Genomic DNA, 22,561 nt, shown 5'->3' on the forward strand with positions numbered 1-22,561 from the left:
AGCCGGCGCTCCCTCCCGCACACGAACTGGGATCGAGACGGCTCAGGCCGTCTCACAAGCGATGGTCAATCGCGAAAGGTCATCACGTCTTGGACAGGCCGGGGGCGGACGTTTTGCGCAATGATCTTGCTCATAGGGTTTTTGCCCATGGGCGCTGAACGAGCGGCCAGACAGGAAGCCTGCTCTGCCGAAGAACATACGCCACGTGCCGGTCCTCGCGTGCGCTGCTTGCAGCATGGCGAAGTACCGTCCCGCAACCCGCCGCGCGCCCGAGCCGTTGAACCGGTTTACGAGACCATAGAACGAGTGCGATGCCATGAAACTGCTTCCCATCGACAAGCAGGTGATCGTCGTGACCGGAGCCAGCTCCGGCATCGGCCTTGCCACGGCGACGCTGCTCGCGTCCAAGGGGGCGCGTGTGATGCTCGTGGCCCGCGACGGCGAGGCATTAGCGAAGGTTGTGGATGAGATCGTAAAGGCGGGCGGCAAGGCAGACTACATCGTCGCGGACGTGGGCGACCGCGCCCAGCTCGAACAGGCCGCGACCAAGGCCGTGACCCGCTTCGGGGCTATCGACACATGGGTGAACAATGCCGGCGTGGCGATCTATGCCAAGCTGGCGGACACGCCGGACGAGGAGCACGAACGCCTGTTCCGCACGAACTACTTTGGCGTGGTCAACGGCTCCGTCGTGGCGCTCAAACACATGCGCCAGCGCGGCGGCGCGATCGTCAACATGGGTACGATCGGCGCGCAAGTGCCCAGTCCGATCCTGAGTGCCTACACCGCGTCCAAGTTCGCCATGCGCGCCTTTTCTGAAGCCTTGCGGCAGGAGCTGAAAGCGGAAGGCACGCCGGTATCGGTCACCCTGTTGCTGCCAGCAGGCGTCGCCACGCCGCTGGCGGAGCATGCGGCGGTGCACGTCGACGGCGAGCCGCGCATCCCCTCGCCCACCTATGACCCCGATGTCGTCGCGCGAGCAGTGCTGGACGCGGCCACGCATCCGCGCGGCACCGTCCACGTCGGCGGCCAAGGCATCGCGACCACTTTAGCCGCAACGCACATCCCCGGCCTTCAGGACAACCTTGGCAAGACGACCGAAGCGGTTCTTGTAGCGAAGGACATCAGCCCGAACCGGACCAACAACCTGTTCGGCCCATTCGACAACGGACGGATCCGGTCACGCATACAGTCCGGCAGGCGGCACAGCAGCTACAACGCGGTGCTGCGCGTGCCTGCGGTCGCCCGCTTCGGCGTCCTGGCCGCAGCCATGGCGTTCGGAGCGCTCGCGCGGTGCCGCTTGAAGGCCTAGCCGCCCTGCCTGCCTGCATCACGCCCGATCTGCCACTTACGCGGAAGGACGGACGCCGATGGCCGTGGATGGATGGCAATCAACGGTGATCGTACCAATTGCGATTGAAAAATTGGAATGTGGGAAGCGGAACGACCGTCATCGACCAGCCAGGGTTGCAGCTAAGCGTCAGATATGTTGCCGTCGCGTCCGTCCGGCCGGATCGTAAGGGTCAACAAGGGTAGCCCGACATGTAAGATAGCGAGCCACCACAGGTTGGCCGTTAGAGCATAGCCGATCGCGAAAGCCAATGCGGCCACGATGCTACCGGCGAACTGTCCGAAGTTCTTGAAGCCATGGCCGACGCCATAGGCGATGGCGGAAATGATGACGGCTGCGACAAGGCCGACGTGAAGTGGAAGGTAGAACAGGAGAAAGCCTCGGTAGAGCACCTCCCATCCGAGACCCACTGCCAGGCTGAAGACAACGAACATGCGGAACTCGCTAGCCGTTTGAGGCAGCAACTCACGGGCTGTACGTTCCGCCTCCGGGGCCGGCGCTCCTCGTTTGTACCATATGAGAATACGGAAGAGCCCAAGAAGTCCAGCGCTGACGCCCAACCCGATCAGTGCAGGTGTCGTTGTCGGTAAGCCGAGACCGAGCGCGTCCGCCGACCGGCCGGCGATCCACCAATCGATCCACAGGATGGTGACCAAGCCCGCAACCATGAGGATGGTAACCGTGTACTTTCTACTTCTAGGGGTGTCTGAAGGCTTCGTCTGATTGCGCAAGAGCGCACGTGCCGGTAGGGCGATGAGCAAGAGAAATGCCAGAATCATATCAAGCAAGGCGACACCTACAAACAGTCAAGCGAGGCCAGATCTCTTAATTAGAAAAAGGATCGTTAGCCAGCTTCGGAGATTTAACAGGAGCTATACAGGTCGACGGGTTTAACTCACCAGCGGGAGATGAACCAGCGACCGCTCTCTGGCAAGTTCGAGGCGATGCTGAACGGCCGGACTTGGACGCTTCGAGCAGTTCCCACAGGAATCGAGATTTGAGAGCTCCCGGGATGGACGGCAACACGACCGAGGGCGCATCGTGAATAACCACGCCCGATCAAGCCGATGCAGATATCGAGGGCGGTGTGTACGGTACGTTATAGATAACTGGTATGGGTAAGAGGATTCTGACTCTTGCATCAATACCCATCGACTTTGCGTTCCGTTCATGAGACTTCGCTGCGGCATAGTCACCTCGTGACAAAGAAATGTGGTACAAAGCGAAGCGCTTTATGTATCCCGCGAGACCACCATCCATTCTTTTTGCCTCAGCAAAGAGACTAGAGAACTTTTGAACAGCTTTTGAAGGTTCGTGATCCTGCCACAACATGTGAGCATGCATTGCTCGGATTAAAAGTCTATCATCATCGCTATCGGCGGATTCTGCGGCTTGCGAGAGTTGTGCTAGATCATCCGACTTGGATAGCTCTGTTAAAACACGAAAGAAGCGTCGACGAGCCCGAGAAGAGCTTGAAAACCACCACATGATTACCCCCCTGAGAAATCATTATCTCTGACATCCGAGATGTGGTGGCTTGATCTGCGCCGCAAGGTTTCATCGCGGTTTAAGTACTCGATCACCTTTTTTGTTCGGTTCTCGGCGCTTCCTGCCTTTCCCAGAAACGAACGGTCGGCGAGATGGCATCGGCCTTCTTGGAATTGATCGAGTTCTGGGAAAGCTGGACGTGCCCTTTGTCAGCTAACGAGCGATTTGGTCATCCTATCGCCACCATCGCTGGCACCTTCGTGGCATCTATAACCGGCCGACTGATAGAAGCGCCGAGCTGTCTTTGTGCTGTCCAAGCTGCACTCGTTGACTCCGACCCGACGTGCTTCACCTTCCATGTGGCCAAGAAGGGCCTTGCTGACTCCGCGTAAGCGAGCGTCGGGCGAAACATAGTTCAGCATGATCTCGCCTTTTGCATCCATCATGCCGACGCCCAGGATGCGGCCTGCCTCGGCAGCGACGTAGAGCTCAGTTGCTTCCTGATCGACCCACGCGCGCCACATTGCGGCGGTCTTGTTGCCGACACATCCCGCGATGATCGCGGGGTCGCCACCATGATCCTGGTGGCATAGCTCCTCAATCGAACGACGGAGGACGCGACTGCCCTCTTCGGCGTCTAAATGAGTTGCCGTCCTGATTTCCATGCGGGACTTTCTAGCGCAGCACGCCAAGCTCGCAACGTTCCCGATTGGGAACGGTGATCGAGACAGCGGACAGGACGAGCTAAGGCCTTTCCCGCTCCGGCGCCGGCGTTTTCCCGATACCTGTTCCCAATTGCTCGTTCCCGAAACGGTCTGTTGGACATGGAGAAACGGGACTGCTGTAGGCTCTCGAAATGGCCGGTTTAGGGATGCCGCAGCCGATCTGCCGAACGGCCGACATTGGGTCGCGAAGGGTCTGTCCGAATTCAGGAAAGCAACCGCCCGTAGCGGACGTGCGTGGCTGAACAAGCGGGGCAGGGCGCCTGCCGCCCTCATTCCGGTCGCTCAGGTGACTCGACGGCGCGCCCGAAAGCTGACACTCGTTCATAATCGCGCAGGCGCTTGGGGAAGGCGGCAAGTGGGACAAATCCGCCGTTCCTTGCGGCTCAGTCGTATGGCGGCTTCCGGCGCATGACCTGCCGGTCGGCTCGCGCCCCACATGCGAACATTGATCAGCACGTTCATTCATAGCATGCTTTGGAAATGAAGATCGCGGCACCCTTGGCAGTTTTTCTACCTCTCACCCTCGGGGCAGTTGCAGCCTGCGATTTCAAGCGCTCAAAGGCAACCAGTGCGGCGATACAGAAAGACACGGTTAATATAGCGTTGCCAACACCGCAGGAGGAACAAGAGGATGCTATGCGCGGCATCTTCCACGCGCGGTCGCCATGTGCCAGCGAGATCAAGATAACAGGGCCGTATGCAGTTGTAAGCGACGGATGGGGCAATTGGGTTATTCGTGGTGCGTTGGAGGCATTAGACCATAAAGAAGCCAGTCTGGCCGACGAGAACACAGACCCACAACTGACTTTTGATATTGGCAATGTGAGGTATCGTCTCGATGGTGTGAGATATTGGATAAAGGCTCAAACAACAGGTAACTTACGCGGCACAGCCAAACCAAGCCTACCCGGCCATGACTTACCAAGTGGGTACCAAAGTTGGGCCACACATATAATTGATCACGGGGTGATTTCACCCAACGACTACTATTATCTAAGCGCCGATCAGACCATTGCGCTGGAATGTAGTCCTCGCCAGAAGGAACTTCCCAATCCGACTTGCGTAGCCGACGTCGAGGACAAGACTGGACGGTTCCTTTTCAGTATTAGGTTTCCCATCAAAGCCAGTCGCCGAGTAGATGATTTGGCGGCTGCTGGACTGATAATTTTCAAGCCTGTTTGGGACAGGTGTACCTCGAAACGAGGCCAGAAGACGTAAGTGTCTTTCTCGTGAGACCCGTTTTCGGGAAAGGTGGTGCAGCGCCACGTAGGTTATCGCTACAGGCGTTCCCGTAAGCGGAACGTCCAGTTTCCACCGCCAACCCAGACGAAGACGGAGCAAGCCGTGCCGCCTGAAAGCCGCCCTTTGCTGCCGACTGTTAGCACCAGGTTAGCCGCCAACATGAAGATGAACATGGTGTAATCGCGGGGTGCGACCACCGCGGCACGATCGGTGCTGATGCAGGTGGTTGTTCCCCGGTATGATGAAGAACGGGCTCTCGATTGGTGACCGGGCCCAGCATCATTGGAGAACAACCATGAATGAGTATATCGGTCTTGATGTCTCGATGAAAGAGACGGCGATCTCAGTGCGCCGCGACGGCAAGCGGATTTGGCGCGGGAAGTGCGCGTCGGATCCTCAGCTCATTGCGCAAGTGATACGCAAGCGAGCTCCGAGCGCCAAACGAGTGTCTTCGAGACCGGTCCGCTCTCGGTCTGGTTCTTTCATGCCCTCACGGCTGAAGGGATGCCGGCGATTTGCATCGATGCGCGCCATGCAAAGGCGGCTCTCGACATGGCAGCAAACAAGACAGATGCAAATGACGCGGACGGTCTGGCTCACTTGGCGGAAGTCGGCTTCTACAAGGTGGTCAGAGTTAAAAGCTTCGACAGCATGCTTGCGCGCACGCTCGTGGCAGCACGGACCAGACTGGTGCGGATCGGCACGGAGCTGTCGAACCAGATCCGGGGCTTGATGAAAACCTTTGGTCTGATCGTTCCGCCCTCAATGGGTAGCAAATTCGAACGCAACGTAGAGGCCCTGCTCGTCGACGATGCAGATCTGAGTCTGATTATTCTGCCGCTGCTCGAGGCCTGGCATTCCGTTCGCATCCGCGCCGCGGAGTTGGGACGCAAGCTGCTGGCAGACGCGAGGCGCAGGCCTGCCAGCTCCTGATGTCCGTCCCTGGTGTCGGTGTCATAACTGCCACTTCATTCGTCAGCGCCATCGAAGATCCAATAAACTTTAAGCATTCAAGGTCGGTCGGGGCGTTCGTCGGGCTGACGACCAGGCGCTACCAGTCGGGAGAGATCGACTACGACGGCCACATCTCAAGACGCGGGGACAGCCATCTGCGCGGGCTGCTCTACGAAGCAGCGACAGTGCTGCTCACCCGTACCAAGTCCGAGTGCGACTTACGTAAATGGGGGCTGCAGTTGCGAGAGCGACTGGGCTTCAAGCGCGCCGCAGTCGCTGTCGCCCGCAAACTGGCCGTGATCATGCATAGCATCTTGGTCACCGGCGAACCTTTCAGGGAGAAAACTGTAACCGTCTGATTACCCAGCTCGTCAGCGCCACAAGGCGCCTCGAGACGTCCTGCCGGGACGTAGGCTGATCCATTCCGCGTCCTTTGTTGCACCGAGGCTCAGTGCCGATCAGTGCGTGATGAACCTTGGAAGGGTCACCCGCGAAGCTCCATCATGCGGCGGCACATGCCGACCGCGAAGACGACCATGCTCCTGGCAACGACATCTCTAAAGCCCCTTGCGAACAACGCTATTAGACGACAAAGGGCCGCTTTCGGGCACGTCATCTCAGCCCCTTAGCGGCCGGAATGAGGGCGACAGGGGCCCTGCCCCCCTCTCCAGCCACGTACGTCCGCTACAGCGCTCGCTTCCTAAATCTGGATAAGCCCCTTGCGCCATTATCGGAACGTCGAAACTAAGCGCCGCTAGCCGGCACAAGCCTCCATTTGGCGGCGAGCATAGCTTGTAGAAGATCGGCGTAGCTCCAATCATCAGCCCGCGCGGCAATCGCTGATAGGCAATCCTGATCGTCGCGCCCCGGGCGGCCCGGCCCCGTCATGTTGGGTTTCATGTTGAGGTCGAACAATTTGAATGCACCCTGCCGATCGGCCCGGCAGTCGACCCGTATTGCAGTGCGGGCGTTAACCAGCGCGGCTGCTGCAACGCAGCCATCAATAATAGCGACGATCGCGGGATCGCGAAGCCGCCCATCGTCGATTGCCGCGCTATTGGCGGTGACCGGCACGTCGCCGTTGTAAGGCGCCACTCCGCCGCGTTGATCGAAGCGGTAGACGGGCCGCAACGCCCAGTGCGTCAGCGCTGTTGAACCGTCCGGGCGCGGAGACGCCGGCGGCATGACCGTGACCGTCATTTCATCCCCGCCGAGAAACTCCTCCACCATCAGCATGTCGCCAAAGGTGGCCGCTTCGATCAACGCGGTTGCGGCGTCACGCAGTTCGCCGAGGTTCTCTACGAGCGTCACGCACTGGCTCCCGCGTCCGCGCACAGGCTTGACGATCATCGGGAAGGATATGTCACGGTCGGCGCAGGCCTTCTCGACGTCAGCCAACGCGCAAACGTTCGCCTTCGTTGTGCCCGACAGCAGAAACGATCGCGGCACCGGTAGGCCCGCCTCGGCCAAAAGAGAGTTGGTCTCGAACTTGTCATCGAACGCCTGCATCGCGGCAGGAAGCTGGCCGACGATATCGAAGTCGGCGAGTGCCGTCTCGAGCGGATGTCCCTCGAACGAAACGGTGTTGGCCCACAGCACCGATGCTCCTGCGGCACCCGCCTCGCGGATACCCTCGTGCGTGTCCGGGAACACCCAGTCAAGCGCTGTGGCAGGATCTGGCGACGAGGTTGGCGTGACCACATCCACACCTGCGCCGCGCAATGCGAAAGCGATGTCGGCGCCCCCGTCCGAGTATCCGCCGGGCTTTGCGTCATTACGCAGCCCGCCGATCAAGGGGGGTGGAAGTGCCTGGTACAGAATGGCGACCGGCGCTGTTTCCATGGGTGATCTCCTGCACGATGCGCCCTAGCCGGCAGAGCCATATGACGCAAATCGGCAGCACGTCCGGCGATGCGCAAGGCAACCGACTTCGAAGTAAATGTCCGCCTGCCCGCCCCAACCTGAACGCAGTGAGTGCCGGCTGCAGCGCTCGAAACCTAACATCGTCACCGCTCTCTGGCTCCTCGTCCCGTGCGATCGCGGAGATGGACGGAGGTCCGCCTTCAAGAGCGCCGATGTAGCCTCCCAGCGTCCGGAAAGAGGGCGGTGATCGACGCGGCCACTTAACTAATGTCGGAAATCACCCGGCGACCCATTACGAATGGCGGGCTCGCGACCGCATTCAGGACGGAGACCGGGCCTTAGTTCGTCCGCTCCCGTCAGAGCGGGAGCTTGTTGATCAACGCGGCGAGTTCCACATGCCGCCGACAACCGGTCTTGCTCTTGATGGAACGAATTTGCGAGCGCACTGTGTCAAGGCTTTTGCCCCGCTGCTCTGCTACAGTCGCTGGCGCTTGTCCTTCAGCGATGAGCAGCGCGACCTCTGTTTCGGCAGGCGTCAATCCATACATCGTGCGTAAGCTTTCGGCGCGAGCGTTGCGCTTCGGCGCTTCTTTAAAAAGCAGTAGGGCCACACGGCGCCCGTACTCCCCCTTAAATGGCACAACATTGACGGGACATCGTGAAGCATCGTTAAACAGCGCCAGTTCACTTGTCGCAGTCGGTCCCGAGACCATCGTAGCTGCAGATATGGCGCGGCCGAGGCTGCTGCAGGGCACCAACACATTGCCATTCTGGCGTGTTCGCAAACTTCCCCTTGCCAAAAGGGCATAACCGCCCGCATTCGCTGTCACTATGTGACAATGAGGATTGACTGCGATCATCGAGAAACCGGCTGCATCGAAAGCCGACTCGATGAACCTCTTGTGTCGGGCAAGCCCATCCAGTCTCCCTCTAAGTTCCAGGACACGAGAGAGATGCGGCCACATGTCACCCAATAAGGTTGCCTCGTCGCGAGTGAACTCGTTGTCGCGACTAGACCCTCGCAACAAGCCGATGACTCCAGCGCCTGTAGGAGTTGATGTAGCGATTGCGAGACTATAAATGGAATCATCACCCATGCCGCGTAACCAATCGTTATAAAAGGCGGTGCGGCGGAGCGCCTTCACGCCCACGTGCTCATCCATCAAGATGGGTTGATTAAGGTGCGCTGGTAGACAAACTATCGGAACCCATGGATCACAGTGCGCGAAGTTTTCCTCGTAGCTGACTATATCAGTGTCGCGAAAATAACCCGAATGGTGAGCGATGGCAGTCTGCCCGCCTCGGAAATGCCACGCGAGCGACGCGGATCGCGCCCCGACTGCATTTGCGATCAACCCTGGCAACATAGCGAATGCGCTATCATCAAACAGTGACTCGTAGATATCCTCGGTCGAAAGGCTCGAAACTCCACGATTGCTCAAGTGCTGCCCCCAGCGATTGATGACCAAGCCCCGAAGGTCTCAACGGTCACGCTTTGCCATGAATCGACAGGCGCCTGCGTTAACACCCATATAAGTGCAAACCAGTAGTTTTGTAGGTGGTCTAATCACTTATGGTGATGAGGCCTCGCTCTCACGATGGCAGCAACGCCGCTCACCCCTGTTGGCGCAGCTTGTGGGAGAAACCAACATGCCAATATCCATGCACCTTGCGGTCATGTCATTAACGCTCTTTGCGTTGTCTGGGTGGTTTATCCGGAACGTTTCCGTACGGCCGATGGCGGCCATCCCTGTTTGCTCCAGGCGTGCGTCCCGGCACCGGACAGTATCTACCCCGCCTCGTGGCTTGAGCCTGTCGATGCGTTCTCCTCGCTCAGTTCGGAGGACAGGCTAGATGGTGCATCGAAATGGGTTAAAACTGACGCAAAAGCAGAGGGAGACGATCGAGCTTCTCTCTACGGGCTACACTTCTAAGCACATAGCCGCGAAGTTCGAAATCTCGCCGCAGGCGGTAGATCGTCGCGTTCAGGGACTCCTTCGCAAAACCGGTTACAGCAATCGTGGAGAGTTGATCCGCTGGCATCAGCAGCAGGCTGGTTTATCATCAGCAGCGGAAACCAACCTATGCACTCCCTCTGATGCTGCACCATCATCCATTTCGGAACGGTTCACGACCGGCCTGGATGTAAGCGTAAGATTTCCCGAACACCACGCACTTACCCGTCCGGCCGTGGACATATACCCGGAGAGGCAACTCAGCGGCGTCCGCACCAAAGCTCGTATCGAATGGCTCGGTATGGAAATAACTTGGTTGCAGGCACTACTTGCACTGATTGCGCTGAAGGATCTTTACGAGATCATCGGCTGATGCCTCTCCGCCCACGATAATGGACGGTGCTGACCATGAGTGCTTACGACAAGGTTTCTGAAGATCAACGACGCGCCCGTGAGCAGCTTGATGCGATCTGGCAGGTGGCAACGGACTTGGCACATAAGGCGGGCGTGGAAATGCCCGCCACATCGGACATTGCGCAGCCTACCCTCCGGCGCTCACCGGGCCCGTTCGGCTATGCCATCATGGCTGAGCAAACCTACAAGGAGCGGCGGCTGCGCCATGACTACTTTGACGGTGACCTTTTTGGAGAGGCGGCGTGGGATATCATGCTGGATCTTTACAAGCAGAAAAGCCGACACCGTCAGGTGAGCGTCACGTCCGCTTGCATCGCCTCGGCCGTTCCGCCGACCACAGCCTTGCGCTGGATTGGCCTTTTGGTTGAGCGGGGCATGCTGGCTCGTACCGGAGATCCACTTGATCGCCGCCGGGCCTTTATCGAACTGACGCAACCCGCCTTGGGGAAGCTGGGTCAGTATTTTGAGGCCGTCGATCAATCCCGATCCCGTGTCTAGCCATGGTCTTGCCCGGAGGTGGGAGGATAGGTGATCTCGGCCCAGAACGAAGCTGCAGAACGCTCGATCCGAAAGCTTCCTCCGCGCTCGTCATCTTCCTCGCTGGTAATCCATTCGCCGTGCCCCGCGTCATAAAAGGCAAGGTAGATCGAGAATGGATGATCGGGATCAAGCCTCGAAGTCCCGTTGATACGATGGGGGAGCGTAATTTTGTAGCGTGAGTAGAGGACGATGGTTAGTCACCCAGCTGTCCGCATTTTTCGATTGTTCGCCGAGATGAACGACCGTCCGCTTTCAGGCACATTGTTGCACCGCCTGAACGACCAGAATGAGGGCGTTCGTCCGGCAGCTCACGACCCATAGTAGGACATTCGCGACCGGTTTTCCGCTCCCCGAGAGCCGCCATCCGGCTGCGGTTGGCTGCGGCTCAGCTGGAAGAGCCGAACACCGCCTTTGCGCCGAGCGAAGCGTTAAGGCGAAGGTGGCGTGTCACAGATGTGCATCGAAAATCGCCTACTTCCACTTCTGACATTCGCGACAACTACGCCGTCAGCCGAGCACGCCTGAGCCGGTGTCGTGAAACTCAGAGATTTTGCGACGCGACGCGCTTTCGTCTCCGTCACCGCCCATCTCATAGACGCCGTTGGTTGCTCCCCAGAGACATCACATCATCCGGTTGCGCAGATTTGCCATCAGCACCAACGTACCACCCGCCATCAATGCAATGATGAGTGAAGAAAACAGCAGAAGCAGAAGGTCATCGCGCGCTGATCGTTTGACGCCGACGTGCAGGAAGAATCGAAACTGGATGATGGCTTGGAAAAGACCCAGCGCGCAGACGATCGCGAATGTTCGCGGCCCGAACAGCGCCGGCCAACGCACCGCCGCAAACGCGCCAGCTGTGAGCACGGCTGCAAGAAGCAACCCGGCCACATAACCCCATGTCTCTCGCGCGCGGTCGCTCATGGCGCGAGGCCCTGCAGGTAGACCGTCGAGAAAATCGCGATCCAGACGATATCGAGGAAATGCCAGAACAGCCCTAGTCGCAGCAGGTTGGTCTTCGTACGATCATCGAGCCCGATCACGAGCACCTGTACCGCCATGACGATCATCCAAATGCAGCCGGCCAGCACATGCAGGCCGTGGAGCGGCACTAGCGCAAAGAATGCTGATAGGAAGCCGCTCCGGGTCGGATAGGCGCTCTTTGCGAACATCGTCGCAAAGTCGTGCGCTTCCATTGACAGAAAGACGAGGCCGAGGACCAAGGTTGCCCCCATCCAGCCGAGCAGGCGTTTTCTGGTGTCGCCATATTTGAGCGAGACTGATGCCATGCCCCAGGTGAAGCTGCTAGTAAGCAGCAACGCCGTTTCGATCAGGGTCGGTTTCAGCTCGTACAACTCGCGCGGGGTGGGACCACCAGCAGTCCCACCGAGCATTGCGCCGTAGGTTGCGAACAACAGCGCGAAAATCACCGCGTCGCTCATCAAGAAGACCCAGAAACCGAACAGATCCTGCTCGGCTTTGGGGTGGTGAGTCTCGCCCTCGCCGCCCAGGGTGATGCCGGCGTGTGCGGACCGGCTCATTGCGGCATCGCTTCCGCCACACCGCGATTTTTTAAGGTCCGCTCAAGCCGACGCGGAATCGGTCGATGCTCATGGACGGCGGTCAGCCAACGGCGCTCGGTCGCCTCCACCTTGGCCGCCGGGATGACGCGCTTGGTGTCGCGGACGAAGCTGCGCCCCATCAATGCTGCCGCAGCACCTGCCAGACCGAGGCCGGCCAGCCACCACATGTGCCAGACGAGGCCGAAGCAGCAGGCGGCAGCCGCAAGCCCGATCGCTGGCCCCAGCGCGCTTTCGCGCGGCACTTCGATCGGTTCGTAGTGCGGCGGCGGCGCATAGGGGTTTGCATCGCGCTTGGCTTCGTAGAATTCGTCGCGGCGGGTAATGACCGGCAGCACCGCGAAGTTGTACTCGGGCGGCGGGGCGGAGGTCGACCATTCCAGCGCCCGACCGTCCCAGGGGTCGCCCGCAGTCACCCGCGTTGCTCCCCGCTGCTGGATGCTAACCCACAGTTGGACGAACAGCGACCCGAGCGCGCTCAGCAGCACTAACGCGCCAACGCCCGCAACATAGAGCCACGGTCGAAAATCGGGTTCGAAGATCTCGGCGGTGCGCCGTGCCATGCCGCTCGCCCCCAGCACATAGAGCGGCATGAAGGCCAGGTAGAACCCCAGCACCCAGCATGCGCACGCGATCCGCCCCCAACGCTCGTCGAGGCGAAAGCCGAAGGCCTTGGGAAACCAGTAGGTGTAGGCCGCGAGCATTCCGTACAGCATGCCGGGGATCAGCATGTTGTGAAAATGAGCCACCAGGAACAGCGTGTTGTGGAACACGTAATCCAGCGGCGGAATGGCCAGGACGATGCCGGTCAGCCCGCCGAGCACGAACGTCATCATGAACGCCAGCGCATACAGCATGGGCACGGTGAAGCGCACCTCACCGCGGAACATGGTCCAGATCCAGTCATAGATCTTGACCCCGGTGGGGATGCCGATCGTCATCGTCGCGATGCCGAAGACGGCGTTGATGTTCGCGGACTGGCCCATCGTGAAGAAGTGATGGACCCACACCGTGAAGCTCAGCACCGCGATCGCCATGGTCGCGATCACCAGCGAGGTGTAGCCATAGAGCGACTTGGTCGAGAACGCCGACACCACCTCGGAATAGACGCCGAACGCCGGAAGGATCAGGATGTAGACCTCGGGATGACCGAACAGCCAGAACAGGTTGGCAAAGTTCATCATGTTGCCACCGAGGTCGTTGGTGAAGAAGTGGAACCCCAGAAAGCGGTCGAGTGCGAGGAGCGCGGTGGCAACCGTTAGTGGCGGCATGGCGAAGATCATCAGGATCGCGGTGCACAGGCTGGTCCAGCAGAACATCGGCAGTCGCATGAACGTCATGCCCGGACACCGCAGCTTATAGATCGTGACTGCGATATTGATCCCGGCGAGCGTCGAGCCGAGCGAGCCGAGCGACACCGCCCAGATCCAATAGTCCGGCCCGACATCCGGGCTGAAGGCGAGACCGGTATATGGGGGATAGCCGCTCCACCCGCCGGTGGAGAACTGACCGACGACCAGGCTGACCATCATCAGCCCCGCGCCGCCCGCCGTCAGCGCGAGGCCGACCGAATTGGCCCAGGGCAACGCCATGTCGCGCGCGCCGATCTGGAGCGGCAGGATGTAGTTGATGATGCCGGTCAGGAACGGCATCGCCATGAAGAAGATCATGATCGAGCCGTGGGTCGAGAACAGCTGTGCGAAATGCTCGTCCGACAGGAAGCCCGGCTGCTGGATCGCGGCCGCCTGCTGCATCCGCATCAGCACCGCTTCGATGAGCGCGCGCGACAGCATCACGAAGGCGAGGACAACATACATGATCCCGATCTTCTTGTGATCGAGGCTGGTCAGCCATTCCTTCCACAGCCAGCGCCAGCGCCCCGCCACGGTCAGCAGGGCCGCAACGGCGATGGCACCGATGATGACGAGACCCCCGGCACCGGCACCGATGATCTCACTGACGTTCGGGTTCTCCCAGGCACGCACGAACGGCAGATCGTGCCATTCGAAGCGGCCGAGCAGCGCGGGAAGCACCGGTCCGCTCATCGGCTCGTTCCATGCGGATGGCTGCGACCGCCGCTTGCCGCGACGATCGAGGGGAAGAGGCTGGCCGGCACCCGCGAGAAGGCGCGCGGGCCCTGAACGACCGATCGTTGCGTCAGCAACGCATGACCCGACGGCTGGAACGAAGGGGCGGTACGGCTGGTGTCCGCCAACCAACGGCGGAAGCCGGCGGCATCGATGACCTCGACATCGAAGGACTGATGCGGGAAGCCGTCGCCATTATATTGCATGTTACCGCCGTGATAGCGTCCTACCCGATCGGCCCGCAGGTTCAGCTGTGTCGTCATGCCCGCCATCGTGTAGATCTGTCCGGTCAGCCGCGGGATCATCAGCGACTGCATCACCGTTGTGCTCGTCAAGACAAGGCGAACGGGGCGGCCGACGGGCACAACGAGCCGGTCGACGCTCGCCACCCCGCTGTCCGGGTACACAAACAGCCATTTCCAGTCGGCGGCGATTACCTGGACCTGTAGCGGCGGTCCGCCGGCAATCGGGCGATAGGGATCAAGTCGGTGCGTATATCCCCAGACCAGCACCGCCAGCAGGATCACGACAAACACCGGCGGGATCCAGATGAACCCTTCCAGCGTCCAGGAGAAGTTCCACTCGGGCCGGTAGGCGTCGTCGGTGTTGCTCTGTCGGTAATGCCAAGCGACAATCGGCGTGAGGATCAGCACTGGCCCCGCGACGAAGGCAAGGATGCCCATGACGATCCAGAACAGCTCGCGCTGTTCCCCCGCCACCGGCCCGGCGGCAGCGAGGAACCCGTGGTTGAGCGCCGCACATCCGCCCAGCCAGACGGGGCCCAAGATGACGAGCAGCGCCTTCCGCAATCGGACCCGCCCCATAGGACGCCTCAAGCGGCTTGAGCGATGCGCTCGATCCGCACCGGCACGCCCTTGGACGCCGGCGTCTTGGAAGCCTTGTCATGATACCACAGCGGAACGAGCGGGTTCATTTCCGGATAATAGCCCCCAAGGCACCCGTCGGGAAGATCGAACGGTGTCACGGTCAGGCCCGTCACCTCGCGGCGGACATCGTCGCCGGCGTCGCCGACCAGCGCCACGACATCACCCGCGCTCAACCCCTGGCGCTTCATGTCATTGGGGTTGATGAGCAGCACGGTGCGTGACCCGCTTATGCCTCGCAGCCGATCGTCCATCCCGTAGATCGTCGTGTTGAACTGGTCGTTCGACCGCATAGTGATGAGGTGGAATCTGCCGTCACCGCCCGGCACGCCGACCGCCGACAGCACCGTCGGCACGGTAAACTCGGCCTTGCCGCTCTCGGTCTTCCAGATGCGTTCGTGCGCCGAATTGCCGCGGTAGAAGCCGCCAGCCTTCCACATCCGGTCGTTGAAATCGTGGAACTCCTCCGGGTAGGTCTCGGCGATCGCGTCGCGGACCAGCGCGTAGTCGCCCGTCCACGCGTCCCAGCTGAGCTTCGGATTAGGCGGCAGCAGCGCCTTGGCGATGCCGGCAACGATCGCCAGTTCGGATTTGAGCGTCTTCGCAGCTGGCGACCGCTTGCCGCGCGACCCGTAAATGTGGCTGAAACTGTCCTCGATCGACACCGATTGCGGCCCGCTTGCCTGCATGTCCTCTTCCGGCCGCGCAAGGCAGGGGAGCAGGTACGAGACTTTGCCGTGGATGAGGTGGCTACGATTAAGCTTCGTCGCCACGAACACCGTGAAGGCTAGGCGCTGCCACGCCGGTTCCATCACGTCCCGGTCGGGCACCGCCCGGACCAGATTGCCGCCCAGGCTAAGGAAACCCTGCACAGAGCCGTCCTTGATCCCCTCGCAGGCATCGACCGTGGTCAGGCCCTTGTCGCGCGGCGGGTCGAAGCCGAACTGCGACTGGATCTTGTCGAGCGGCACGAGTTCGGGCTTCTCGGAAATGCCAACCGTGCGCTGTCCCTGTACGTTGGAATGGCCGCGCACCGGGTTCACGCCCGCGCCCTGCTTGCCGATCATACCGCGCATCAGCATCAGGTTGACCATCACCTGGATGCTCTGTGACCCATGGACGTGCTGGGTAAGCCCCATGCCATAGACCGCGATCACCTTCTCCGCACCGACATAGACGTCGCCCGCCGCTTCCAGATCGGCGCGCTTCAGGCCTGAATGGTCCTCGATGTCGGCCCATTCGGTGATCCGCGCCTTGTCGCGAAACGCTTCCCATCCGACGGTATGCTGCTCGATGAAGCTTGGATCAAGGATGCTGGGCTTGCCCGCCGCAAGCGCCATGTCGTCGCGTTCCAGCACGCGTTTTACCACGCCCATGATCGCTGCGATGTCGCCGCCGGGCCGGACCTGGAGGTACTGGTGCGCCAGCTCGGTCGGCTTCTGCGACAGCATCTGGATCGGGTTCTGCGGGTTGATGAACCGCATCAGCCCGACCTCCTTGACCGGATTAAACACGATGATCTTGCACCCGCGCTTCACCGCTTCTTGCAATGGATGGAGGAAGCGCGGGCTGTTGGTCCCGGGGTTCTGGCCGAAATAGAAGATCGCGTCGCAATGGTCGAAATCTTCCAGCGTGCAGGTGCCGACCGGCGATCCCGTCACTTTCTTCAGCGCAACCGAGGTGGTCTCGTGGCACATGTTTGAGCTGTCGGGCAGATTGTTGTTGCCATAGGCGCGCGCCAGCAGCGCATAGAGGTAGCTGGTCTCCAGCGACGCCTTACCGGAGGCGTAGAAGACGACCGACTTCGGATCGACGGCCTTCAACTCGGTGGCTATGCCGGCGAACGCCTCGTCCCAACCGCACTCGACATAGTGGTCGCTGGAGTCGTCATAGCGCAGCGGCGCAGTGAGCCGGCCCTGCATCTCGAGATCGAAGTCCGCCCATTCGCGCAGCTCGGTCAAGGTGTGCCTGGCGAAGAACTCCGGCGTGCAGCGATCACGTGTCAGATCCCAGATCGTCGCTTTGGCGCCGTTCTCACAGAATTCAAACGCATGCGGTTCGGGCGGCTTGGCCCAAGCGCAGGAGGAGCACATGTAACCCTCGGGCTTGTTCTGCCGCCGCAGCGTGTCGAGCGTACCTGGCGAGGACAATTCGCGCGCGAACACCTTTGCCATGCCGAGCAGCGATCCGAAGCCGCCGGACGAGCCTGCATAGTGCACCGTGTCGTCGTCGGTATCGGTGTTGGGGTCGCTCATCTGAGGTCTCCATTGCTCGGGCGCCACGCCCAGGCAATTGCATATGCTCCATAAACCGTGTCGTGCGCGCCGTGTCCACCGCGATGGCAACCGATATGAACGAGCGGCCGAAGTTGAGGTGTGGAGAAGGAGGCTTGAGGTTCCGGATGTGGGTCCTCGCGCATTGTCATTCGGAATGGCAGCTTGCGATTCAAAACATGCTGTTTAGTCATGTCGCCGCGAACGTCCGGATCTGCAAGAAGCCGCCGTCCAAGGGCGGATTTCCAGCGCACGAGGAATGACCGACATCGGGGACTTTCCTGCCCGGCAGCTATTAGGAGCCCGCAGCGGATAGCTGCCGCTTACTATTCGCTAGCTGTCCCGAAAACGATGTTATTTCGGGACAGTGATCAGACTGGCCAGGAATGTCGCAAAATGGCGACCGCAATATAACGATCGCGGTGGCCACAGTCAGTTGGTCTCGAAGGATCTCAAGATAGGGCATGGCCCAGTCGACCCGGAACCACATTCCTCCGCAAGCCGGTCCAGAAACGCACGGATATGCTTTAGCTCCTCGATCTTAGTATCGAGAGCCTCGATGCGTTCTTTTGCGAGTTGGTGTGCTCGGTGCCGATCGTCTGTTGCATCGAGAGCCAGCAGCTCGCCGATCTGCTCAAGGGTAAACCCGGCACTCTGCGCCGACCGGATAAAGCGCAGGCGGCGCACGTCATCGAGTCCGTAGCGGCGGATACTGCCGCTCGCGCCGGAGCCTGCCGGCCGGTCTGGCGTATCGAGCAAACCCCGGCGCTGATAGTAGCGCACGGTCTCGACACCGACGTCCCCTTCACGCGCGAAACCCGCAATTGTCAGCGCCGCCATGCCTTGACTCCGTACTATGGTACGGACCCTATATAGGCTCCGCGAACAGGACGGAGAAGTGGGATGGCGACCGCGGCGCCCAAGAAAGCGACGATTTACCGGATGGTGATGCCGACGCACACCTGCCCTTATGGTTTGAAGGCCAAGGATCTGCTGCGCCGGAAAGGTTACGAGGTCGAGGATAACTGGCTGCGCACGCGCGAGGAGACGGACGCGTTCAAGGCGAAGCATGACGTGAAGACCACGCCCCAGACCTTCATCGGGAGCAAGCGCGTAGGAGGCTATGACGATCTGCGCCGCTTCTTCGGCAAGGCGGTGCGAGATCCCAAGGCCGTCACATACAGGCCCGTAGTCGCGGTGTTCGCCATGACCGCGCTCATGGCGCTCGCGGTCAGCTATGCTGCCTTCGGCTCCCCGTTCACGGTCCGCGCTGGGGAATGGTTCATCGCCTTCTCGATGTGCGTGCTCACCATGCTGAAGCTTCAGAACGTCGAGAGCTTCTCGAGCATGTTCCTCAACTACGATCTGCTCGCCAAGCGCTGGGTGCCCTATTCCTACGTCTATCCCTACGCGGAAGGTGTCGCGGGCGTGCTGATGGCCGCTGGTGTGCTCACCTGGCTTTCGGTGCCGATCGCGCTCGTCATTGGGACGATCGGTGCGGTATCCGTCATCAAGGCGGTCTATGTCGACAAGCTCGAACTCAAGTGCGCCTGCGTGGGCGGAGATAGCAACGTACCTCTCGGCGTCCTCTCGCTGACCGAGAACGTGATGATGGTCGCCATGGCGCTATGGATGGCGATCGCTTCGGCTGCGCTCTCGATGCCGCACTGAGCCGTTGACTTCAGGTCCAAAAGGCTGCCGGTAGCGGGCGTCAAGTCCGGGTCTCGTCCTCTTGTCGGCGTCTTTCGCACGGCCGTCTTGGCCGTGCTTGCGATGATGCTGCTCGTCCGTTTGGGGCCGATCTGCGAGGCCAGTGCCCAAGCCGCTCCGATCGCCTCGCCAATGTCGGGGTGCGATGAAAAGAACCCTTCGGCGACGGACAAGAAGGCACCGCAACCAGCCTGCGCGACGCCCTGCATCGCCGTCCCGGGGGAAGCCCTGGCGAAGGCAGAGCCGTTATTCTCATTCCCGATCGCCGCTTGGCCGTCGCCGGCCCCTGTCATGAGCGGGTGGCTGATATCGCCCGCCACTCCACCTCCACGAGCCGTGTGACCATCCAACAGGTTTCCACACATTCAATCGACGGAGATTTTGATGACCAAGTTCAAGCTGATCGGCGCAGCGCTGGCGCTCGCCCTTCCCACCGCAGCATTCGCGGCCGGGTCCCGCTGCGCCGACATGGCGTGCTGCAAAGACGGTGCCGATTGCTGCAAGGACATGAAGAAGGGCGGCGATCATGCCGGTCACGACATGTCCGGAATGCCTAAGAAGTAAGCCTGGGAGGGAGGCGTTTGCGCCTCCCTCCTTTTCAGTGGTGGGCGAACACCTTGCGTCCACCAGGTCCGAACGCGACCACGTCGTAGGGCTGGGCCTTCATGCCCGGCATCTCCATGCCCGGCGAGCCCATCGGCATCCCGGCAACCGCGAGCCCCGTCACACCCTTCGGGTGCGTTGCCAGAGCCCGCTTCATGTCGGCGATCGGCACATGACCCTCGAAAGTCATGCCGTCGATGATGGCCGTGTGGCACGAGGCCAAGTCCGCGGGTACGCCTCGGGCCTTCATGAACGCCGGCCGGTTCGCGTCGTCAACGACGCGGACTGCGCGACCGAACTGAGCCTTCACCTGCTGCGCCCACTTCTCGCAACATGGGCAACCCGGATCACGGTGCATCAGCACCGGCCCGGCAGCCAAGGCTGCGACCGGCATGGCGGACGCTACAACAGCGGCGAGAAGGCGGGTCCGGGTCATATCTGTTCCTAGATGGCCCCTGCGCTGCCCTGTGTGCACTAAGTGATCCGATCACTGGGCCGCCGCTTTACCGATCCCCCGGTAGCGCTCAAGCCAGTGAGCATAAGGCGCAGGGAGCACCCATGATGGCCGGTCTTTGCCGAGCGCCTGGGCCGCGACATAGGATAATGCAGATCGGCGAAATGCGCGCGCGCGACCATGACGAGGTCCAACTGGGCTTGCTCGATCGCCGCATTGGCGATCTTCGGATCGTCGATGCACCAGGCCGTCGCGACCGGCAGGCCGGTTTGTCGTCCGTCACAGGTCGAACCCGTCACCGGGCTGCTGGAGGCGGTGGAAGGTCATGCCAGCCTTCTCGAAATAGGGCTCATAGGTATCATAGCGCTGCGTCAGGAACCAGTCGCGGGCATAGCCATCGTGGACCGGGAGCACATGGCTTGGACGCATGGACCTGGCGAACTCGTGGGCGCCGATCTCGGTCAGGAACGGCGCCATCACCGGCAGCGCCAGCGCCTCAATTCCAGCAAATTGGCGGAGCCGTTCATCGAAGCTATCGCCGGGATTAAGAAGGCGATCATTGACGACAAATGCCAGGACGGCCGGGATTTCTTCGGCGAGGATCGGCTCATGGCGCACCGGCAGGGCACGGACCGTGAATGGTCCAAGGTCGAGCCCTTCTTCTCTTACCTCGCTGACGGTGAAGCCCTGGCTGCGCAACGTGGCTGCGACCTTGTTGCCTCCGAATATCCGCGGTTCGCCATCGCCGACGATGGTGCGTAGCGCCTCGCAGTCGAGATGATCGGGATGGCCGTGCGAAAATAGGATGAAATCCACGTCGCTGAGGTCGCGAGGATCGACACGCCTATCGACGAACGAGAATTTGCCTGGGTCAAACAACAGCCGCTGGCCCTGGAGCGTCAGCCTCAAGCAGCTATGGACGAATTTCTCGATACGCATCAGGTGCCTCCTTCATCCGATCAACGCGGCGCGCGGCGATAAGTCACTCAGCCAGTCCCGCCCGGCGCGTCGGGAGCGCCCTGACTTCCGGATTCCTTGCCGGCCGGCGCCGCGCTGCCCTGCTTCGCCCTCAGCGCCGCCAGATAGTCGACGATCGCTGGAATATCCTTTTCCGAGACCGGTGCCTTATAGACCGCCTTCATCTTGGTGACCGTCGCCTTCCACTGGTCGGCCGTGAGCGCGGGCTGGGTCGAGGCTGTGCTCGTGACGGGTGAACAGGAAATAGGGAATGACGACCCCGCAGGTCACGGCCATCGCGACATCGATCCACCACAGGACATGCGCTACACCGACGATGCCATCGCCGAACCGGGCGATCTCAAAGGCGAGGCAGCCGTTGATGATCGTGGCGAGGCCCATCGGGATGGTGCCGATGAACATCGACACCGTGTTATGGCCGAAGATCCGCCGTGCCTCATGGCCAAACATTATCCAGCGCGCCGAATAGAGGCCGGTGAAGAGCGCAAACAGCGCGATGTTGAAAAACCACAACGCCTCGCCGACCGGCTTCAATGCCGGGCCGATGCCCGTCACCTGCGGTAGCCAGCGCGAGGATGCCGGTGCCCATGGTCGCGGCGAACCAGTTGGGGGTGAACTGGCGGATCATCTCGCGGGGATGATCGAGGCGCGAGAGTGGACGCAGGCCGCCGAGCACGGGCTTGAGGTCGCCGGTCATCATCCATGCTCCTTCACGAGATCGGTCAGCGCGTCGGCCGCTTTGGTGCGGTAACGCTCCTTGTGGCGCAGCGCTTCGAACGGCCGTGCGGGCAGCCCAAGACCCAGGTCATGCAGATGCCCCGCCGCCAGCGCCCTGCGCACGACGAGTTCGGACAGCACTGCCACCCCGGCGCCGGCTTCGACAGCCGAGCGAACCGCTTCATTGGACGGCAGGGTCATGCCGATGCGCAGATCGGCAGGGTCGACGCCGCGGTGGCGCAGCACCTCCTCGAAGGTCGAGCGCGTGCCCGATCCCTGTTCGCGCACGATCCAGTTGGCCTCGCGGACCCAGGTTTCATCGACATTTCCGGTTGGCTCTGCGCCGACCAGTAGCATCCGGTCCTCGGCGACTTTCCAGTGCGCAAGTGCCGGCTCGTCGACCGAACCTTCGACAAAGCCAAGTTCGGCCGTGCCGTCGAGCACCTGCGCAGCAGCACCGTCGGTGTTGTCGATCGCCAGTTCGATGCCGATCAGCGGATGGCGACGATGAAATTCAGCGAGCCGCGCAGGCAGCCAGTAGCTGGCGATGGTCTGACTCGCGACGATCCGCAGCGTGCCGCGCTTCGAGCGCGGCGATGGCGGCACTCGCCGCCGACTGGGTGACGTTGAGCGCCTCGGCGGCGCGGGTCATATGCTCGCGCTCGGCGACGCCAACGAAAATACGAAGCTGTTCGAGGGTCATATCGATCTCCTGCAGGGATCAATATACCGCAGCGTTCAAT

The 22,561-nt window shown here is 61.0% G+C and carries 19 protein-coding genes and 4 pseudogenes; 7 read left to right on the forward strand and 16 right to left on the reverse strand.

Features of this window, described 5'->3' with window-relative positions:
* The first annotated feature begins 316 nt into the window (after positions 1–316).
* Entirely contained in the window at positions 317–1,312 is a 996-nt protein-coding gene (locus ACXJ1Z_RS19400; protein WP_463781389.1) for an SDR family oxidoreductase, read from the forward strand.
* A gap of 161 nt (positions 1,313–1,473) precedes the next feature.
* Here ACXJ1Z_RS19400 and ACXJ1Z_RS19405 read toward each other — a convergent pair whose 3' ends face one another.
* Together ACXJ1Z_RS19405 and ACXJ1Z_RS19410 are read right to left on the reverse strand one after the other, a co-directional pair.
* Positions 1,474–2,130, reverse strand: a complete 657-nt coding sequence (locus ACXJ1Z_RS19405) for a CPBP family intramembrane glutamic endopeptidase (protein ID WP_463781594.1) — start codon at positions 2,128–2,130, stop codon at positions 1,474–1,476.
* 918 nt (positions 2,131–3,048) lie between these two features.
* Positions 3,049–3,504: a GNAT family N-acetyltransferase gene (locus ACXJ1Z_RS19410; RefSeq protein ID WP_463781391.1), complete on the reverse strand. Its 456-nt coding sequence runs from the start codon at positions 3,502–3,504 to the stop codon at positions 3,049–3,051.
* 540 nt (positions 3,505–4,044) lie between these two features.
* Here ACXJ1Z_RS19410 and ACXJ1Z_RS19415 point away from each other — a divergent pair.
* Positions 4,045–4,782 carry a hypothetical protein gene (locus ACXJ1Z_RS19415; protein ID WP_463781392.1) on the forward strand — a complete coding sequence of 246 codons (738 nt, stop codon included), beginning with the start codon at positions 4,045–4,047 and terminating at the stop codon, positions 4,780–4,782.
* 319 nt (positions 4,783–5,101) lie between these two features.
* Positions 5,102–6,119: pseudogene (locus tag ACXJ1Z_RS19420) on the forward strand (IS110 family RNA-guided transposase).
* A 385-nt stretch (positions 6,120–6,504) separates the two neighbouring features.
* On the opposite strand, the gene ACXJ1Z_RS19425 reads toward ACXJ1Z_RS19420, so the two are convergent.
* Positions 6,505–7,602, reverse strand: coding sequence for an ATP-binding protein (locus tag ACXJ1Z_RS19425; protein ID WP_463781393.1), 1,098 nt, complete (start codon positions 7,600–7,602; stop codon positions 6,505–6,507).
* A 377-nt stretch (positions 7,603–7,979) separates the two neighbouring features.
* The gene (locus ACXJ1Z_RS19430) at positions 7,980–9,092 is read right to left on the reverse strand and encodes a helix-turn-helix transcriptional regulator (protein ID WP_463781394.1); all 1,113 of its coding nucleotides are present in this window, start codon (positions 9,090–9,092) and stop codon (positions 7,980–7,982) included.
* A gap of 385 nt (positions 9,093–9,477) precedes the next feature.
* Between ACXJ1Z_RS19430 and ACXJ1Z_RS19435 the strand changes: the two genes are divergently transcribed.
* Positions 9,478–9,951, forward strand: a complete 474-nt coding sequence (locus ACXJ1Z_RS19435; protein ID WP_463781395.1) for a LuxR C-terminal-related transcriptional regulator — start codon at positions 9,478–9,480, stop codon at positions 9,949–9,951.
* A gap of 35 nt (positions 9,952–9,986) precedes the next feature.
* Positions 9,987–10,490, forward strand: a complete 504-nt coding sequence (locus ACXJ1Z_RS19440; protein WP_463781396.1) for a hypothetical protein — start codon at positions 9,987–9,989, stop codon at positions 10,488–10,490.
* A 663-nt stretch (positions 10,491–11,153) separates the two neighbouring features.
* On the opposite strand, the gene ACXJ1Z_RS19445 is transcribed toward ACXJ1Z_RS19440, so the two are convergent.
* From ACXJ1Z_RS19445 to ACXJ1Z_RS19470, 6 genes are all read right to left on the reverse strand, one after another.
* Positions 11,154–11,456, reverse strand: a complete 303-nt coding sequence (locus tag ACXJ1Z_RS19445; RefSeq protein WP_463781397.1) for a cytochrome o ubiquinol oxidase subunit IV — start codon at positions 11,454–11,456, stop codon at positions 11,154–11,156.
* Complete coding sequence (locus ACXJ1Z_RS19450; protein ID WP_463781398.1) at positions 11,453–12,073, reverse strand: cytochrome c oxidase subunit 3; 621 nt, start codon at positions 12,071–12,073, stop codon at positions 11,453–11,455. The genes ACXJ1Z_RS19445 and ACXJ1Z_RS19450 overlap by 4 nt, the downstream gene beginning before the upstream one ends.
* A complete protein-coding gene (locus ACXJ1Z_RS19455) occupies positions 12,070–14,157 on the reverse strand; it encodes a cbb3-type cytochrome c oxidase subunit I (RefSeq protein WP_463781399.1) in 2,088 nt (695 codons plus the stop codon). Before ACXJ1Z_RS19455 ends, ACXJ1Z_RS19450 begins: the two co-directional genes overlap by 4 nt.
* Positions 14,154–15,008, reverse strand: coding sequence for a cytochrome ubiquinol oxidase subunit II family protein (locus ACXJ1Z_RS19460; protein ID WP_463781400.1), 855 nt, complete (start codon positions 15,006–15,008; stop codon positions 14,154–14,156). The genes ACXJ1Z_RS19455 and ACXJ1Z_RS19460 overlap by 4 nt, the downstream gene beginning before the upstream one ends.
* Positions 15,009–15,031: 23 nt before the next feature.
* Positions 15,032–17,338 (reverse strand): FdhF/YdeP family oxidoreductase, encoded by a 2,307-nt coding sequence (locus ACXJ1Z_RS19465; protein WP_463781401.1) that lies wholly within the window; start codon positions 17,336–17,338, stop codon positions 15,032–15,034.
* Between the two features lie 450 nt (positions 17,339–17,788).
* Positions 17,789–18,196 carry a MerR family transcriptional regulator gene (locus ACXJ1Z_RS19470; RefSeq protein WP_463781402.1) on the reverse strand — a complete coding sequence of 136 codons (408 nt, stop codon included), beginning with the start codon at positions 18,194–18,196 and terminating at the stop codon, positions 17,789–17,791.
* 63 nt (positions 18,197–18,259) lie between these two features.
* Between ACXJ1Z_RS19470 and ACXJ1Z_RS19475 the strand changes: the two genes are divergently transcribed.
* A complete protein-coding gene (locus ACXJ1Z_RS19475; protein ID WP_463781403.1) occupies positions 18,260–19,027 on the forward strand; it encodes a MauE/DoxX family redox-associated membrane protein in 768 nt (255 codons plus the stop codon).
* 423 nt (positions 19,028–19,450) lie between these two features.
* Entirely contained in the window at positions 19,451–19,630 is a 180-nt protein-coding gene (locus ACXJ1Z_RS19480) for a hypothetical protein (RefSeq protein ID WP_463781404.1), read from the forward strand.
* Positions 19,631–19,664: 34 nt separating this feature from the next.
* Here the strand turns inward: ACXJ1Z_RS19480 and ACXJ1Z_RS19485 are convergent, their stop codons facing one another.
* The 6 genes and pseudogenes from ACXJ1Z_RS19485 to ACXJ1Z_RS19510 all read right to left on the reverse strand — a co-directional run bounded on the left by ACXJ1Z_RS19485 (position 19,665) and on the right by ACXJ1Z_RS19510 (position 22,521).
* On the reverse strand, positions 19,665–20,105 hold the full coding sequence (locus ACXJ1Z_RS19485) for a DUF411 domain-containing protein (RefSeq protein ID WP_463781405.1): 441 nt from the start codon (positions 20,103–20,105) through the stop codon (positions 19,665–19,667).
* Between the two features lie 51 nt (positions 20,106–20,156).
* A pseudogene (locus ACXJ1Z_RS19490) lies at positions 20,157–20,398 on the reverse strand (hypothetical protein); the annotation flags it as partial.
* A 4-nt stretch (positions 20,399–20,402) separates the two neighbouring features.
* Entirely contained in the window at positions 20,403–21,062 is a 660-nt protein-coding gene (locus ACXJ1Z_RS19495; protein ID WP_463781406.1) for an MBL fold metallo-hydrolase, read from the reverse strand.
* Between the two features lie 47 nt (positions 21,063–21,109).
* Positions 21,110–21,265 carry a hypothetical protein gene (locus ACXJ1Z_RS19500; protein WP_463781407.1) on the reverse strand — a complete coding sequence of 52 codons (156 nt, stop codon included), beginning with the start codon at positions 21,263–21,265 and terminating at the stop codon, positions 21,110–21,112.
* Between the two features lie 34 nt (positions 21,266–21,299).
* A pseudogene (locus ACXJ1Z_RS19505) lies at positions 21,300–21,798 on the reverse strand (SLAC1 family transporter); the annotation flags it as partial.
* A pseudogene (locus tag ACXJ1Z_RS19510) lies at positions 21,798–22,521 on the reverse strand (LysR family transcriptional regulator). The pseudogenes ACXJ1Z_RS19510 and ACXJ1Z_RS19505, both read right to left, overlap by 1 nt.
* Positions 22,522–22,561: the final 40 nt, after the last annotated feature.

The sequence above is a fragment of the Novosphingobium sp. TK46 genome (assembly GCF_055361525.1).